The 14,996-nt window shown below is 67.6% G+C and carries 13 protein-coding genes; 7 read left to right on the top strand and 6 right to left on the bottom strand.

The window, feature by feature from the left end; genetic code table 11:
* Positions 1-3: 3 nt before the first annotated feature.
* A complete protein-coding gene (gene crtY, locus RDV64_RS02905; protein WP_309197787.1) occupies positions 4-1,173 on the bottom strand; it encodes a lycopene beta-cyclase CrtY in 1,170 nt (389 codons plus the stop codon).
* Between the two features lie 80 nt (positions 1,174-1,253).
* Here crtY and RDV64_RS02900 point away from each other — a divergent pair, with 80 nt between their 5' ends.
* Positions 1,254-2,036 carry a fatty acid desaturase gene (locus RDV64_RS02900; RefSeq protein ID WP_309197786.1) on the top strand — a complete coding sequence of 261 codons (783 nt, stop codon included), beginning with the start codon at positions 1,254-1,256 and terminating at the stop codon, positions 2,034-2,036.
* 37 nt (positions 2,037-2,073) lie between these two features.
* Complete coding sequence (locus RDV64_RS02895) at positions 2,074-2,601, top strand: sterol desaturase family protein (protein WP_309197785.1); 528 nt, start codon at positions 2,074-2,076, stop codon at positions 2,599-2,601.
* A 21-nt stretch (positions 2,602-2,622) separates the two neighbouring features.
* Here RDV64_RS02895 and RDV64_RS02890 read toward each other — a convergent pair whose 3' ends face one another.
* The 5 genes from RDV64_RS02890 to RDV64_RS02870 all read right to left on the bottom strand — a co-directional run bounded on the left by RDV64_RS02890 (position 2,623) and on the right by RDV64_RS02870 (position 9,868).
* A complete protein-coding gene (locus RDV64_RS02890; protein WP_309197784.1) occupies positions 2,623-3,567 on the bottom strand; it encodes a phytoene/squalene synthase family protein in 945 nt (314 codons plus the stop codon).
* A gap of 6 nt (positions 3,568-3,573) precedes the next feature.
* Positions 3,574-5,076 (bottom strand): phytoene desaturase, encoded by a 1,503-nt coding sequence (locus RDV64_RS02885; protein ID WP_309197783.1) that lies wholly within the window; start codon positions 5,074-5,076, stop codon positions 3,574-3,576.
* Positions 5,077-5,159: 83 nt separating this feature from the next.
* A complete protein-coding gene (locus tag RDV64_RS02880) occupies positions 5,160-8,597 on the bottom strand; it encodes an AAA family ATPase (RefSeq protein WP_309197782.1) in 3,438 nt (1,145 codons plus the stop codon).
* 51 nt (positions 8,598-8,648) lie between these two features.
* Positions 8,649-9,245, bottom strand: coding sequence for a DsbA family protein (locus tag RDV64_RS02875; protein ID WP_309197781.1), 597 nt, complete (start codon positions 9,243-9,245; stop codon positions 8,649-8,651).
* Between the two features lie 125 nt (positions 9,246-9,370).
* On the bottom strand, positions 9,371-9,868 hold the full coding sequence (locus tag RDV64_RS02870; protein ID WP_309197780.1) for a DciA family protein: 498 nt from the start codon (positions 9,866-9,868) through the stop codon (positions 9,371-9,373).
* A 41-nt stretch (positions 9,869-9,909) separates the two neighbouring features.
* On the opposite strand from RDV64_RS02870, the gene mutY reads away from it, so the two are divergent.
* The 5 genes from mutY (at position 9,910) to RDV64_RS02845 (ending at position 14,910) form a co-directional block, all read left to right on the top strand.
* The gene (gene mutY, locus RDV64_RS02865) at positions 9,910-11,070 is read left to right on the top strand and encodes an A/G-specific adenine glycosylase (RefSeq protein WP_309197779.1); all 1,161 of its coding nucleotides are present in this window, start codon (positions 9,910-9,912) and stop codon (positions 11,068-11,070) included.
* Positions 11,071-11,268: 198 nt separating this feature from the next.
* Positions 11,269-11,853 carry a YceI family protein gene (locus RDV64_RS02860; protein ID WP_309197778.1) on the top strand — a complete coding sequence of 195 codons (585 nt, stop codon included), beginning with the start codon at positions 11,269-11,271 and terminating at the stop codon, positions 11,851-11,853.
* 170 nt (positions 11,854-12,023) lie between these two features.
* On the top strand, positions 12,024-12,923 hold the full coding sequence (gene mmsB, locus RDV64_RS02855) for a 3-hydroxyisobutyrate dehydrogenase (protein WP_309197777.1): 900 nt from the start codon (positions 12,024-12,026) through the stop codon (positions 12,921-12,923).
* Positions 12,924-13,049: 126 nt separating this feature from the next.
* A complete protein-coding gene (locus tag RDV64_RS02850) occupies positions 13,050-13,559 on the top strand; it encodes a winged helix DNA-binding protein (protein ID WP_309197776.1) in 510 nt (169 codons plus the stop codon).
* 112 nt (positions 13,560-13,671) lie between these two features.
* A complete protein-coding gene (locus RDV64_RS02845) occupies positions 13,672-14,910 on the top strand; it encodes a L,D-transpeptidase family protein (protein WP_309199416.1) in 1,239 nt (412 codons plus the stop codon).
* Positions 14,911-14,996 lie beyond the last annotated feature (86 nt).

Raw genomic sequence — 14,996 nt, 5'->3', positions numbered from 1 at the left:
GGGTCAGCGCGGCTGAAGGGCTGCGCTTTCCGGCACCACGCGCACCGCGCGGAAGAAGGGCACCGGCGGCTTTCCCACCAGAATGCGCAGCTGATAGGCGCGCGGCAGGCGGCCGGCATAAAAACGCTCGATCAGCGGCTGCGGCAGCTTGTGGAACCGCTCCAGCACAAGATGCCGGTCCTGCGGTTCACCGGCGAGGAACAGGAGCCGGTTGAGAAGCCGGTCAAAGCTCGACCGGGCAAAATGCTTCCGGGCGATGGTCTGCACGGCGCTGCGCAGCCGGTCGGTGCTGAGTGGTCCGGCAAGGTCCGCCAGCGCGACCGCGGTGCGGGCCGACGCGGGGAGCGAATAGCCGGTGACCGGATGGAACAGCCCCGCGCGCAGGCCGAGCGGCACCGGGCCGCCTGCGGGGGCCGCGCCCTTCCACATGACCGGAAAATCACCCGACAGCAGCAGCGGCAGCGCGCCGCGCTCCTCGCGGATGGTCTCGGCAATGGTCCAGCCCTGTGCGGCGGCGTAATCGTCGATCCGGGAGCGCAGCGCTGCAGCGTCCACCGCTGCGCCCTCGCTATAATAGGTGTCCTCGATCAGCAGCGTGTCTGCGGTGAAGGGGAGAAGATAGACGAAGCGGTAGCCGTCCACCTGCGGGACGTTCGCGTCCATGATGGTGGGGTGCGTCAGCCCGTGCGGCTCGGTGAGGCGGACCTCGCGACCGAGGAATTTCTGCCAGCGCAGCACCACCCCGTCGAGCCGGCGGGCCCCGCGCGCGTCAATCACCGCGTCGGCTTCGAGGTGGGTACCGTCGGCAAGGGTGACGCCCGTTCCGTCGATGCCGGCAACCTTGGCGCAAAGGCGAACCCGGCTGCCCAGCGCCTCCATTGCGACACTGTGTAGCCGCGCCGAGGTGACGGAGCGGTAGCCTGTGGAAAATGTGCGCGAGAACCGGCGAAAGCGCGTCTCGTAACTGTCCCAGCGATGGGCGATGAACGGCTCGACGAGCGCAGCGGCGCTGGCTTCAAGGTCGGTTGCGTAGAAGCTCCAGGTGTGGTCGCCGCCAAGGCGGTCGCCTGCCTCGATCACCGTCAGCGCAATATCGGGACGTGCCCTGGCGAATGCCATGGCGGTCAGAACGCCCGAAAGGCCGCCCCCTGCGATGATCAGTCGTTCCGTCATCTACCTGCCCGTATGACCTTGTTGCACTATATGGGGCATAAGAGACATGAAGCCCAGAGTGTGCCACCGCGATGCAGCAAATGACCAATATGCCGCTCCCTGATCGAAAGCGCGCCCGCGACCGCCAGACGGTCATCGGGCTCACGCTGGCGGCCGGTGTCATCGTGGCGTGGCTGGTTGCGCATGTTTCGGCAATCTACCTCATCAACTGGCCGGAATTGCCGTGGATTGCGCCGGTGGCGATGGTTGCCGTGCAGACGTGGCTGTTCGTCGGCCTCTTCATCATCGCGCACGACTGCATGCACGGCTCGCTGGCGCCCGGGCGGCCCGCAATCAACCGCACCGTGGGCCGGCTCTGCCTGCTCCTTTACGCCGGTTTCTCCTATGACGGGTTGCTGAAGGATCATCACAAGCACCATCGCCGCCCCGGCACCGAAGACGATCCGGATTATAATCCCCACAATCCGCATGCGTTCTGGCCCTGGTTCGTGCGGTTCATGCGCCACTATTTCGGCTGGCGGCAATTTCTCACCCTCGGGGTGGGGATGGTGCTCTACGTGGTCCTGCTGCGGCCTTCAGTGGTCAATCTCACGGTGTTCTTTGCGCTGCCTTCGATCCTGTCGGCACTGCAGCTGTTCTATTTCGGCACGTACCGGCCGCATCGGCATGAGAACGACATGTTTGCGGACGAGCACCGCACGCGGACAGACAATTTTCCGTGGCTGGTGTCTTTGCTGACCTGCTTCCATTTCGGTTATCATCACGAACATCATCTGGCACCGACCGTGCCATGGTGGCAGCTTCCGGCGGTTCGCAAGGCGCAGGCGGCCGGCAGCGGTGCCCTTGCCCGCGTGAAGGCATAGCGGGCGTAACCTCCAACGCGGCGCGGGAGCGCGAACGATGCTTCTCAACATTCTGATCGTGCTCGCCACTGTCGCGCTGATGGAGGGCGTTGCCTACGCCACCCACCGCTTCGTGATGCACGGACCCCTTGGCTGGGGCTGGCACAAATCCCACCACGAGGAAACCGAGGGCGCACTGGAAAAGAACGATCTGTACGCCGTGGTGTTCTCCATCCTGTCGGGCGCCCTGATCACCTTCGGCATCGCCGGGGTCTGGCCGCTGCGGCAGATCGGCATCGGGCTGATGGTCTACGGCATCCTTTATTTCATCGTGCATGACGGCCTGGTCCATCACCGCTGGCCGTTCCGCTGGGTGCCGCGGACGGGTTACCTCAAGCGGCTGGTCCAGGCGCACAAGATGCACCATGCCGTGGAGGGGCGCGATGGTTGCGTGTCGTTCGGCTTCCTCTATGCCCCCCCGCTTGCGAACCTGAAGGCACGGCTGAAGGCCAACGCCTCGGTCCGCTCCCGGCGGGACCGCGCCACCGCGCCCGACCCTGCCGATCGGTCGCCTGCACTCAAATGATCCCGGCGCTGTGCCGCGCGGTCAGGGCCGCGGCGGGCGCTGCCACAGGCCGGTGCGATCGTAGGCAAGGCCCGGCCGTTCGCCCCGTGCAGCGCCGATGGCGGCTGCGGCAATGATCCGGGCCTTTTCGCCGCCCGTGGTGGTGGCGCGGGTGCTGAGCCCGGCCGGCCCTGCACGCTGGCGGCGAAGGCCGATGGCACGGTAGACGCGCCCGGCGGACGCGATCGCCCATGCGGCGCGGAAAGGGAGGCGCGCAACGCCCACCTCGGCGCTGCGATAGTAGGCGTCACCCGCCCGCACCAGCCGCTCCGCCACCTGCCACACGGCCGCACGATTGTCCGGCGCGGCCACCGCTGCCGGGTCGGCGCCAAGGCCCACCTCGGCCAGCCAGCCGGTCGGCAGGTAGATGCGGCCAGTCTGCGCGTCGGCAACCACGTCGCGGGCGATGTTGGTCATCTGGAAGGCAAGGCCCAGATCGCAGGCGCGGTCCAGCGTGTCGGCATCGGTGCGCGGGACGCCGATCACCAGCGCCATCATCACGCCGACAGAGCCCGCAACGCCGTAACAATAGCGGGCGAGATCGTCGATACCGGCGTATCGGGCGCCAGCCACGTCCAGAGCAAATCCGTCGAGAAGGTCATGGGCGAGGCGCGGGGTGATGCCGTGCGCGCGCGCAACCGCGCCAAAGCCGTCGAACACAGGGTCGCCGATCTGCCGGCCCTCCAGCACGGCATCGGTGCTCTCGCGCAGTGTGACGAGTTTGGCGGCCGGATCGTCGACCTTGCTTTCGCCGTGGCCGAGCACCTGGCCGTCGATTACATCGTCAGCATGGCGGCACCAGGCGTAGAGCCTGGCCACATCGTCTCGCACGGCGGGCGGCAGCAGGCGGGAGGCGGCTGCAAAACTTCTGGAGCCCCTGGCGATGGCCTCGCGGGCGTAGGCGGCATCGCCGGCAGGTTGGGCCATGGTGCCTTATTCCGCGGCCACGGCGGACGGGCGGCCGAAATCTGCCAGTGCGAGCGCTGCGGTTGCCTTGGCCGAGCCCACCACGCCCGGCACACCCGCACCCGGATGCGTGCCGGCGCCGACGAGGTAGAGGTTGGAAATCTTGTCGTCCCGGTTGTGGCAGCGGAAATAGGCCGACTGGGTGAGGATCGGCTCCAGCGAAAAGGCCGACCCCATGTGCGCGTTCAGCTCGGTCTCGAAATCGGCGGGGGTGAAGATGCGGCACGTCACCATGGTTTCACGCAAGCGCGGGATGGCCTTTTCTTCCAGGTAGGCCAGAACGCGATCGCGATATTTCGGGCCTTCCACCGCCCAGTCGATGTCGGCGGCGCCCAGATGCGGCACCGGTGCAAGCACATAGTAGGCAGACTGGCCGGGCGGGGCCAGCGACGGGTCGGTCTTTGAGGGGGCGTGGAGGTAGAGCGAGAAATCCTCCGCCAGCTCGGGGCCCTTGAATATCTCGCCGATCAGCTCACGATAGCGCGGGCCGAACAGGATGACGTGGTGTTCGAGGTCGTTGGGCACCTCGCGGTCGAGGCCGAAATAGATGACGAAGAGGGAGTTGGAATAACGCTTCTTCGCCAGCCTCTTGGCCTCTTTCGCGCCCCGCGCGCTTTCTGACAGGAGCGCCTTGTAGGTGTGCATCACGTCGGCGTTGCTGGCGACGAGATCGGCCTCCAGCGTTTCGCCGGCAAGCTGCACGCCGGTGGCGCGGTTGCCGTCGGTGAGGATCTGCTCCACCGGGGCGCTGAGGCGCACCGTGCCGCCAAGGTCCTCGAACAGGCGCACCATGCCGGCAATCAGCGCGCCGGTGCCGCCCATGGCGAACCACACCCCGCCGCGCCGCTCCAGCGCGTGGATCAGCCCGTAGATGGCGCTGGTCGCGAACGGGTTGCCGCCCACCAGCAGCGTGTGGAACGAGAACGCCTGCCGCAGGTGATCGTCCTCGATGAAGTCCGCCACCCGTGCGTAGAGCGTGCGCCAGGATTGCAGGCGCATCAACTGCGGCGCCACGCGGATCATCGACTTGAAGTCGAGGAACGGGACGGCGCCCAGCTTCTCGTAGCCCTCGTGGTAGAGCGCCTCGGAGTAGGCGAGGAATTTGCGGTAGCCCACCACGTCCTTCGGGTTGCGCGCCTCGATCTGGCGGTCGAGTTCGGCCTGGTCGTTGACGTAGTCGAAGACGTCGCCGTCTTCCCAGCGGAGCTGGTAGAACGGGGTGACGGGGACGAGATCCACATAGTCCTCGATCCGGCGGCCGGAGAGGGTGAACAGCTCGGCAAGGCAGGCAGGATCGGTGATGACGGTGGGGCCGGCATCGAAGGTGAAGCCGTCGTCCTGATAGACGTAGGCTCTGCCGCCGGGCTTGTCGCGCGCTTCCACGAGCGTGGTCTTGATCCCTGCGGACTGTAGGCGAATAGCGAGCGCGAGCCCGCCGAAGCCTGAACCGATTACAACCGCCTTGGTCATCGCACGTCCCTCTTGTCGCCCAACGACATAGCGGGTCGGGCGGGCGGCGCCAATGCGTCAGGTTGTGACCACATGGTCGAGGATCAGGCGCTTTCCGCCAGAACTTCGGCGTCGGCGAGGCTGACGGAGACCAGCTGCGAGACGCCGCGCTCCACCATGGTCACGCCGTAAAGCCGGTCCATCCGCGCCATGGTGATCGGGTTGTGGGTAATCACCAGAAAGCGCGTGTCGGTGGTGCGGCGCATTTCTTCCAGAAGGCCGCAGAAACGCTCGACGTTGGCGTCGTCGAGCGGCGCGTCGATCTCGTCCAGAACGCAGATTGGCGCAGGGTTGGTGAGGAACACCGCGAAGATGAGCGCGGTGGCCGTCAGCGTCTGCTCGCCGCCGGAAAGGAGCGAGAGCACCTGCGGCTTCTTGCCGGGCGGGCGGGCGAGAATGTCAAGCCCCGCGTCCAGCGGGTCGTCGGCCTCGGTAAGCCTGAGCGAGGCTTCGCCGCCGCCGAACAGCGCCGTGAACAGGCGCTGGAACTGGCTGTTCACCTCCTCGAAGGAGGCAAGCAGCCGGCCGCGCGCTTCCTTGTTGAGGGTCTTGATGCCGTCGCGCAGTTTTTCGATGGCGGCAATGAGGTCGTCGCGCTCGGCCATCATGTTGCCCTGCCGTTCGGCAATTTCGGCAAGCTCGTCCTCGGCGCACAGGTTCACGCCGCCGATCCGCTCGCGCTCCACCTTCAATTTGTCGAGCCGGTTTTCCGATTCGCGAAGGTCCGGAAGCGGGGCCGCGGTGTCGATCTGCGCCAGCCGGGCGGCCTGATGCGGCTCCGCGTCCAGCACCTCGCGCAGGTCCGTCTCCACCTGGGAGAGGCGCTCGGCGGCGGCGGTGACGCGCTCTTCGGCGCGCCCGGCAGCTTCACGGGCGGTGCTGAGGCCGTCCAGCGCACGACGGGCTGCGGCAACGGCGTCGCGCTCGCGGGCCTCGCCGCTGGCTCTGGCACCGGCGGTGGCTTGCAGCGTTTCCTCCGCCTTGGCGAGGGCGCTGGTAAGGCGCCTGCGTTCCAGCGCGGTCTCTGACGGGGTCTCGGCCAGATCGTCACGGGCGGCAATGGCTTCGTCGAGGCGGGCGGAGAGGTCCTTGCGGTGCTGGCCGGCGCCGGAGAGGCGGTTTTGCCAGTCCTTCAGCTCGGCGGCGATCCGCTCCAGCCGCCGCATCCGGCCGATGACGGCGCGGCGCTCGGCCTCCATGGCGTTGCCAGCGCGTGCGGCCGCCTCACGCGCGGCGGCCGCACGTGCCTTGGCCGCGTCGCGCGCGGCAATCTCGTTTTCGCCCGAGGGGGGCGCCTCTGCGGTGTGGTGCTCCAGCGCGGCTCTGGTTTCAGCCTCGCGCGCGGTGGCCGTTTCGACGGCGGCTGAGAGGCGGGTTTCCTTGTTGACGGCGTCGCGTGCGGCCGCCTCTGCGGCTGCGGCGGTCTTGCGGGCGGCGGCAAGCTTGGTCCGTGCGGCGCCAACGGCCTGCCGGGCCGTGGTTTCCAGCGCAACGGCGGCCCGCGCGGCATCGCGTGCGGTGTTGGCGGCGGCTTCTGCGGTCTCCTTGCGGGCGCGCAGCTCGGCAAGTTCGCGCTCCAGCACGGCAAGGCGGTTCTTTTGCGAAAGGCGCTCGGCGGCGGCGCTGGGCGCGCCGGCATTGCGGCAGAACCCGTCCCAGCGCCACAACGCACCGTCGCGGCTGACGAGGCGCTGGCCGGCCGTCAGCAAGGGTTGCAGCCTGGGGCCCTCGGCCGGGTCGACCACGGCAATCTGCGCAAGGCGGCGGCGGAGCGGGGCGGGGGCGTCCACCTTGTCCGCCAGCACCTCGCCGCCCGGAAGGCTCGCGTCGGTGCCGTCATTCAGCGTCCAGCGCAGCGGTGCGTCATCGCTGACTGGGGCGGACAAGTCGTCCCCCAGCGCGATGGCAAAGGCGATCTCATAGCCCGGTGCCACCTTGCAGCGCTCCAGCGCGGCATCCGCACCGGCGTTGGAGCCGGCGGTGAGGCGAGCCAGTGCCTTGGCTTCGGCATCGCGGCCGGAAATCTCGGCGCGCAGCCGTTCCACCGCCTCGCGCGTTTCGGCCTCGGCGCTTTTCAGCGGCGGGAGGGCGGCTTCGGCGTCAATCTGCGCCGCAGCGGCTTCGGTTTCGGCGTCCTCTGCGGCGGCCAACGCTTCCGCAGAGGCTTCGGCGGCGCGCATCGCGTCGGAATTGCGGGCCGCGGCGAGCTCACGCGTGAGGCGGGCGACGTCGGCCTCAGCGGTCTGCACGGCGTCGCGGGCCCGCTTCTCGGCAGCGTCGGACGCTGCGCGGGCGGCGAGCACTTCGGCGGCCTTTTCCACAGCATCGAGGGCAGCGCTGTCGGCTTCCTCGGCAGCTTCGGCCAGCGCCATGGCCTGTTCTTCCAGCACCTCGACGCGCTCGTCGCAGCCATCGTTGGCGCGGATGAGCTGGTCTTCCTCGCCCTTCAACCGGGCAACGGCGCTGGCAGCGTCGGCCTCGGCGCCGTCCTGGCGCTTGAGATCGGCGGTGAGGGCGTCGACGCTCTTTTTGAGGGCCGCGAGGCGCGCTTCGGTCTGCCGGTCCTTCTCGTTGAGGGCGGCAAGGTCGGCTGCAAGGCTGGCGCGGGCGGCGGCGGCCTCGGATTCGGCCTCGCGCAGCGCGGGCATCGCGTGGCCCGCGGCGGCTTCGTCGGTGGCGGTGCGGGTTTGCGTGGCCGACGCTTCGGTGAGCGCGGCCTTGGCAGCGGCGAGCGCTTCCGCGGTGGTCTTGGCGCTTTGCCGCGCGTCGATCCACCTGAGGTGATGGACGGCAGCTTCCAGCGTGCGGATTTCGGCCGAAAGTGCCTTGTAGCGTTTGGCGGCGCGGGCCTGCCGCTTCAGCCCCTCCACCTGCCGCTCGACCTCGCCGGCGACGTCATCGACCCGCGAGAGGTTCACTTCGGCCTGGTTGAGCTTCAGCGACGCTTCGTGCTTGCGGGCGCGCAGGCCCGAGATGCCGGCGGCCTCTTCCAGCACGTTGCGCCGGTCGGTCGGCTTGGCGGCGATCAGCTCGGCCACCTGCCCCTGCCGCACCATGGAGGGCGAGCGCGAGCCTGTCGCGGCATCGGCGAACAGGAGCTGGACGTCCTTGGCGCGAACCGTCTTGCCGTTGACCCGGTAGTCCGACCCCAGAGCGCGGGTGATGGTGCGCGAGACCTCAAGATGGTCGGCGTTGTTCAGCTCGGCGGGGGCATTACGGTCGGTATTGTCGAGGAAGAGGGTGACTTCGGCCTTGTCGCGGGTGGAGCGCTTGCCGGACCCGGCGAAGATCACGTCGTCCATGGAAGAGCCGCGGACGGACTTGTAGGACGCTTCGCCCATCGCCCAGCGCAGCGCCTCGACGAGGTTGGACTTGCCGCAGCCGTTGGGGCCGACGACGCCGGTCAGCCCCTTCTCGATGATCACATCGGTCGGTTCGCAGAACGACTTGAAGCCGATGAGGCGGAGCTTGTCGAACTGCATCAGCGCAGTCCGGACCGGGGCGCAGCAAGGCGCACCCCGGCAATTGCGGGACTAGCTGTCCAGCTTCGGGTCGATTGCGTCGCGCAGAGCGCGCATATCGCGGGAGCCTTCAAGTTTCTCACCGTCGACGAAGATCGTGGGCGTGGCGCGCACACCCATCTCCTCGTATCCCTTGTCCTTGACCGCATTAATGCCGTCGAGGAGTTTCTGATCTGTTAAGCATGCCTGGAAGTCGTCGTCTGAGAAGCCTGCCTGACGGGCCAATCCACGGATTTTCGGCAGGGCATCCTCCTGCACCGCCCACTCGCGCTGGTGCTCGAAGTAGAGGTCCACAACGTCGTAATATTTATCGTCGGAACAGCGGGCGAGCATGAAGACCGCGGCGGCCAGCGGGTCGAACGGAAATTCCCGCAGGACGAACTTGACCTTGCCGGTGTCTATATACTCGGTCTTCAGTTCCTTGAACGTGGTGGAGTGAAAGTTGGCGCAGTGCGGGCAGGTCATCGATGCATATTCGACAACGGTGACGGGCGCATCTTCGCTGCCCATCACCATGTCCGGCAGCGGCTCGGCGGCGTTTGCGCCGGAGAAGCTGAGCGGCAGGGAGAGCGCGAAGGCGAGCGCGGCAAAGGCGCGGCGGCTGATCATTTGAAACCCCAATATCTGTTTGAGGTATTATGGGTCTTTTCGGAGCCCCGTGAAACCGCGTGGCACCTTACGAGCCGGTAAGGCAGCGCATCGGGCGGTCAATTCTGCGTCAGAGCGGCAGGCTGTCAGCGGTCCGCGCGGCGGCGCGCAATGCCGGCCCCGAGCCGGGCAAGGGCATCGCGAAGGCCCCTGTCTTCAATGTCGGGCATCGATTCGGAAAGGCGTTGCACAGCGGCGGGGTCGAGCACCGGGCGGGGCGGCGGGGCTGGTTTGCGCGCCCGACGCGTGGCCTGTGTCACCTTGAGGCGGGAAATGGCCGGCCAGCCGATGATGAGGTTGGCCCGCTCGATCACCTGCGGTGCGACATGCTGAAGCATCAACGCGCTGCCGGGGTCGGCGGAAATCACAAGCGTTGCGCCGGTGCTGCTCCCCTGGTCGATCCGGCTGCCGCGCGGCCAGACCACGCGCTCCACCGTGGCGGTGCGCGCCAGCTTCTCGCCGAACAGCTCCACGGGATCGAGCAGCAACGCGGAATTGGCGACCCCGCGCTGGCGGCACGACGGCGTCATCAGACCGGAGACAATCTCGGCCAGAGGCTGCGAATTTTTCTTGTAGTATGCCATGGTCGGACGATCCTCCAGCCGCGCCCCGCGCGCAAGCACGGATGCGCGCCACGGCCGGTGACGGGGCGGGCCTGTGGGGAAAGCGGGCGGCACGGCCGGCACCCCTTGCGTCGGCAGCACGGGCCGGCACAGTCAGCGCCGTGACATCCGCATCGACCCTTTCAGTGCCCGAGCCGGGGCCGGCCACCGCCCGCCGCCTCCTTGTCTGGTACGACCGGCACAAGCGGGCGATGCCCTGGCGCGCCACCAGCGGCCGCACCGAACCTTACAAGGTGTGGCTCTCCGAGGTGATGCTGCAACAGACCACGGTGGCGGCTGTCGGCCCCTATTTCGAGCGGTTCACCGCGCGCTGGCCCACCGTGGAGGCGCTTGCGGGGGCAGATGATGCCGCGGTGATGGAAGCCTGGGCGGGCCTTGGCTACTACGCCAGAGCCCGCAACCTGCTGAAATGCGCGCGGGCGGTGGCCGAGGCGGGCGGGCGTTTTCCCGCCACCGAGGCTGAACTGCGTGCACTTCCGGGCATTGGCGCCTACACCGCCGCCGCGGTTGCGGCCATCGCGTTTGACGAGCCGGCCCCGGTGGTGGACGGCAACGTGGAGCGGGTGGTGGCCCGGCTGGTGGCGCTGGAGCGTCCGCCCAAGGCCGAGATGGCGCGGGTTCGCGGGCTGGTCGAGGCGATGGTACCGGAGGGCCGTCCGGGCGATTTTGCGCAAGCCATGATGGACCTCGGCGCCACCATCTGCACCCCGCGCAATCCGCTGTGCGCGCTCTGCCCCCTCAACGCAGACTGCCGGGCGGCCGCTGCCGGCAACCCGCTCGATTACCCGCGCAAGATGCCGAAGAAGGCGCGCGCTGCGTGGTTCGGCACCGTGTATGCGCCGTTTCGGCCCGACGGGGCGGCGCTGTTCCGCGTGCGCCCGGCGAAGGGCCTGCTCGGCGCCATGCCGGAACTGTTCGGCACGCCCTGGGCGCCTGTCGCGCCTGACCCGGCGCCCCACGCCCCGTTTGCGGCGCCATGGCGGGCGGCCGGCGCCATCAGCCACGGGTTCACCCATGCCGAACTGACGCTGGACGTGATGAAGGCCGAGGTGGCGGCCGGGACAGAGGCCCCCGCCGGAGCCTACTGGCGCTTGCCGGAGGAGGCGGGTCTCCCCACGCTGATGGCGAAGGCCGTCCGCCGCGCCCTTGCGGCAGACGACTGAACGTCCCCCGGTCCGCCATTGCCGGGCGGCATAAGTGCGACGAAAGACGCCGCCGTGACGGCAATCCGCCCTTTCGCGCTGCGTGTGGGACGCGGACGTGGCGTCGACGGCTGATGCGCGAAGGGTGCTGCGGCGACCAGCCGCATCGCGGTGTGCTGCCGAGGCGCCAGTATGGCCGCAAACCTTGGGGGAACGGTGATGACGATCAAGTTTGCTGCAGGGCTTGCCATTGCGCTGGGGGCGACCGGTACGGCCGCAGCCGAACCCGCGCGCTACCAAATCGACCCCGAACATTTCTCCGTCGTCTTCAGCGCCGACCACATCGGTTATGGCGCGGTGTGGGGGATGTTCCTGAAAGGGAGCGGCAGCTTCGTGTTCGACGAGGCCGCGCGGACGGTGGAGGATCTCACGGTCGAGATCGAAACCGGGAGCGTGTTCTCCAACAGCAAGGCGCGCGACGAGCATCTGCGCTCCGCCGAGTTCCTGAGCGCCAAGGCACACCCGCTCGCGACCTTCACGATGACCGAGGCGGCGGCCGAGAGCGAGACAAGCGGCAAGATCACCGGCGATCTGACCCTTCTGGGCGAGACTCACCCGGTCACGCTGGATGTCACGCTCAACAAGGCAGCGCCTTACCCCTGGGGCGACAACTATGTCGTCGGCATCAGCGCGCGGACCACGCTGCCCCGCAGCAATTGGGGGATGACCTACGCGCTGGACGGTAACCTTGTGGGTGATGACGTTCCGATCATCATCGAGCTGGAAGCGATCAGGCAGGATTGAGCTGGAAGCGATCAGGCAGGACTGAGCTGGAAGCGACCAGACGAGAATGAGCTGGACGCGACCAGACAAGAATGAGCCGGAACCGGTCCGCCAGCGCTGACGGACCGGACGGCAAGCGCTAGTCTCCATCCCAAGCGGTCCGCAGCGGCCGTGCCAGCGGGAGACTGTTCATGGAAAGCGTCGCGTTCATCGGGCTTGGCAATATGGGGGCGCCGATGGCGCGGAACCTTGCCGAAGCTGGCCACAAACTCATCGGGTTCGACGTTGCGGCCCCCGCCCGCGAGGCCTTCACCGCAGCCGGTGGCCGGGTTGCAGAGAGCGCCGCCGAGGCCGTATCCGGCGCAAACGTGGTGATAACCATGCTCCCGGCCGGAGACCATGTGCGCGCCGTGATGACCGGCGATGACGGCATTCTTGCCCGCGCCGCGCCGGACGCCCTTTTGATAGACTGCTCCACAATCGACGTTGAAGCCGCGCGCGAGGTGGCCGCGGCAGCTGCGGAAAGCGGGCGTGCCATGTGCGATGCGCCGGTGTCGGGCGGCGTGTCCGGTGCGTCTGCCGGCACGCTGACATTCATGGTGGGCGGCCTGGATGAAGCGTTTGCCCGCGCCGAACCGATCCTCAAGCGCATGGGCCGCAACATCGTCCATGCCGGAGCCGCCGGCGCCGGGCAGGCGGCAAAGATCTGCAACAACATGATCCTCGGCATCTCGATGATTGCGGTGAGCGAGGCGTTCAACCTTGCCGACGCGCTGGGGCTCGAGCGGCAGAAGCTGTTCGATATCGCCAGCACCGCGTCCGGCCAGTGCTGGGCGCTGACCACCTATTGCCCGGTGCCTGGCCCGGTGCCGACCTCGCCGGCAAACCGGGACTACGCGCCCGGCTTCACCGGCGCCATGATGCTGAAGGATCTGCGCCTTGCGGCGGCCGCCGCCGCGCACACCGGCACCCACACCCCGCTCGGCGGGGCGGCGCGCGCGGTCTACGACGATTTTTGCCAGAGCGGCGAGGCGGCGAAGGACTTCTCCGGCATCGTCGCCCATCTTCGCCGGGTCACGGAAAAATTGTGACCGGAATACCACGGCGGCGGCGTTCACCTCCGATTCACCTTACCGCTTAAGACCCGTTTCAGGGTGACCGCGCACCCTTGCCTCTAAACGCGCCCACAAAAAGGGCCGGAAAACACGAGGCATACGATGAACCTGGCAGTGCGGCACGCGGAGGGCCTTGAGCCCCCGGTTAACACCCAAGCGCTCGACGCTTACATCGAAGCGATCCGTCTCATCGAGCGCACCCACAGGCGCTTCCTCGATGTGGTGAAGGATGAGCTGGACCGGCTCGGCGAGGAGGAGGTCAACAACGTCCAGGCGGTGCTTCTGCACAATCTGGGGCGTGAGGTGCTGACGCCGAGCGAGTTGAAGTCGCGCGGCTATTACATGGGCTCCAACGTCTCCTACAACCTCAAGAAGCTGGGCGAGCTCGGCTACCTCACGCAGGAACGCTCCACGCGGGACCGGCGCACGGTGCGCATTACGGTGACGGAGAAGGGCGCGCGGGTTGCCGGCATCGTCGATTCGCTTCTGGCGCGGCACATGCAGTCCCTCGGCCCCATCGGCGGTGTGGAGCAGGACAGCCTCGACGGTGCGGCCCAGATCCTGCGCCGGCTGGACCGTTTCTGGAAGGACCAGGTGCTTTACCGCCTCTGATGCCGCGGCACCTGCGACATGACAATTTGCAATTTGACGGACCGCAGCGTTGTCGGGCTGCGTCCTCCGTGCTAGCGCGACCGTTGTGTGAGTATGGGGAGGCGTGACTTTGATGATCGCTCGTTGGTTGATGAAATTCGGCGGCCGGCACTTCGCGCCTCTGGTGTTTGCTGCGGTCCTGTCGCCGGGGATTGCGCTGGCGCAGGGCAATTCCGCCGAATGGGTCGACAGTTTCGACGCGACCTTGCCCGAGGTTGCAGCCGTCAATTCGCAGCAGCCCACGCTGGCGCCCGAGGCGCTCGGCCGGATGCAGATGGCCATCCAGCGCTATCGCTCCATCGAGGCGACCGGCGGGTGGCCGCTTATCGTGCCCACGTCCCGCACCGCGCTGCAGCTCGGCTCGCGCGATGATGTGGTGGAGGTGTTGCGCCAGCGCCTTGCCATCTCCGGAGACCTGACCCAGCAGGGCGGGCGCAGCAACGTTTACGATTCCTACGTGGCCGCGGCGGTGAAGCGCTTTCAGCTGCGCCACGGCCTGCCGGACAACGGCGCCCTCGACCAGCCCACCATCGACGCGATGAACGTGCCGGCCGGCGTGCGCGTGCGGCAGCTGGAGATGAACCTCACACGCATCTCCGAAAAGTCGGGCGAGCTGTCCAGCCGCTACGTGCTGGTGAACATTCCGGCCGCAGAGATCGAGGCCGTCGAGAACGGGCGCGTTCGTTCGCGCCACACCGCGGTGGTTGGCAAGGTGGACCGGCCCAGCCCGATCCTCACGTCCAAGATCCACGAGATCAACTTCAACCCGTACTGGACCGTCCCGGTTTCGATCATCCGGCGCGACCTGATCCCGAAGATGCAGAAGGACCCGTCCTATCTGGCGGACCAGAAGATCAAGATCTACCGCTGGGGCAACACTGATCGCGAGTACGACTATCGCGAGATCGACTGGAACACCGACGAGGCGACCGAATACATGTTCCGCCAGGAGCCGGGCGAGCTGAACTCGCTTGGCACCGTCAAGCTGAACTTCCACAACCAGCACCAGGTCTACATGCACGACACGCCGCAAACGTCGCTGTTTGGCGACGGGGCGCGGTTCCACTCGTCGGGCTGCGTGCGGGTGCAGAACGTGCGCGAGCTGATCACGTGGCTTCTGCGCGGCAATGGCTGGGACCGCGGCCAGGTGGATGCGGTGATCCGCTCCGGCCAGCGCCAGGACGTGAACGTCGACCAGCCGACGCAGGTGATGTTCGCCTACATCACCGCATGGGTGAATGCGGATGGCGTGGTCCACTTCCGCGACGACATCTACAGCCGCGACGGCATGGGAACGCTGGCGCTGCGCTGAGGCGGGCTCCGGCCTGGGATTACAACTGAGACTGCAAAGGGCGCCGGACACGGCGCCCTTTTTTATTGCCTGGCCACCGGGGCCAC

The sequence above is a fragment of the Acuticoccus sp. MNP-M23 genome (assembly GCF_031195445.1).
Lineage (GTDB): Bacteria > Pseudomonadota > Alphaproteobacteria > Rhizobiales > Amorphaceae > Acuticoccus.
Note: the sequence above shows the minus strand (reverse complement) of the source record. Positions and strands in the feature narration are given on the sequence as shown.

Excerpts from the sequence above, each read along its gene's own strand:
- RDV64_RS02875 (WP_309197781.1), bottom strand. The coding sequence starts at position 9,245 with ATGATCAGCCGCCGCGCCTTTGCCGCGCTCGCCTTCGCGCTCTCCCTG.
- RDV64_RS02900 (WP_309197786.1), top strand. The coding sequence starts at position 1,254 with ATGACCAATATGCCGCTCCCTGATCGAAAGCGCGCCCGCGACCGCCAG.
- RDV64_RS02870 (WP_309197780.1), bottom strand. The coding sequence starts at position 9,868 with ATGGCATACTACAAGAAAAATTCGCAGCCTCTGGCCGAGATTGTCTCC.
- RDV64_RS02845 (WP_309199416.1), top strand. The coding sequence starts at position 13,672 with ATGATCGCTCGTTGGTTGATGAAATTCGGCGGCCGGCACTTCGCGCCT.
- RDV64_RS02860 (WP_309197778.1), top strand. The coding sequence starts at position 11,269 with ATGACGATCAAGTTTGCTGCAGGGCTTGCCATTGCGCTGGGGGCGACC.
- RDV64_RS02890 (WP_309197784.1), bottom strand. The coding sequence starts at position 3,567 with ATGGCCCAACCTGCCGGCGATGCCGCCTACGCCCGCGAGGCCATCGCC.
- RDV64_RS02850 (WP_309197776.1), top strand. The coding sequence starts at position 13,050 with ATGAACCTGGCAGTGCGGCACGCGGAGGGCCTTGAGCCCCCGGTTAAC.
- RDV64_RS02880 (WP_309197782.1), bottom strand. The coding sequence starts at position 8,597 with ATGCAGTTCGACAAGCTCCGCCTCATCGGCTTCAAGTCGTTCTGCGAA.
- mutY (WP_309197779.1), top strand. The coding sequence starts at position 9,910 with ATGCGCGCCACGGCCGGTGACGGGGCGGGCCTGTGGGGAAAGCGGGCG.
- mmsB (WP_309197777.1), top strand. The coding sequence starts at position 12,024 with ATGGAAAGCGTCGCGTTCATCGGGCTTGGCAATATGGGGGCGCCGATG.
- crtY (WP_309197787.1), bottom strand. The coding sequence starts at position 1,173 with ATGACGGAACGACTGATCATCGCAGGGGGCGGCCTTTCGGGCGTTCTG.
- RDV64_RS02885 (WP_309197783.1), bottom strand. The coding sequence starts at position 5,076 with ATGACCAAGGCGGTTGTAATCGGTTCAGGCTTCGGCGGGCTCGCGCTC.
- RDV64_RS02895 (WP_309197785.1), top strand. The coding sequence starts at position 2,074 with ATGCTTCTCAACATTCTGATCGTGCTCGCCACTGTCGCGCTGATGGAG.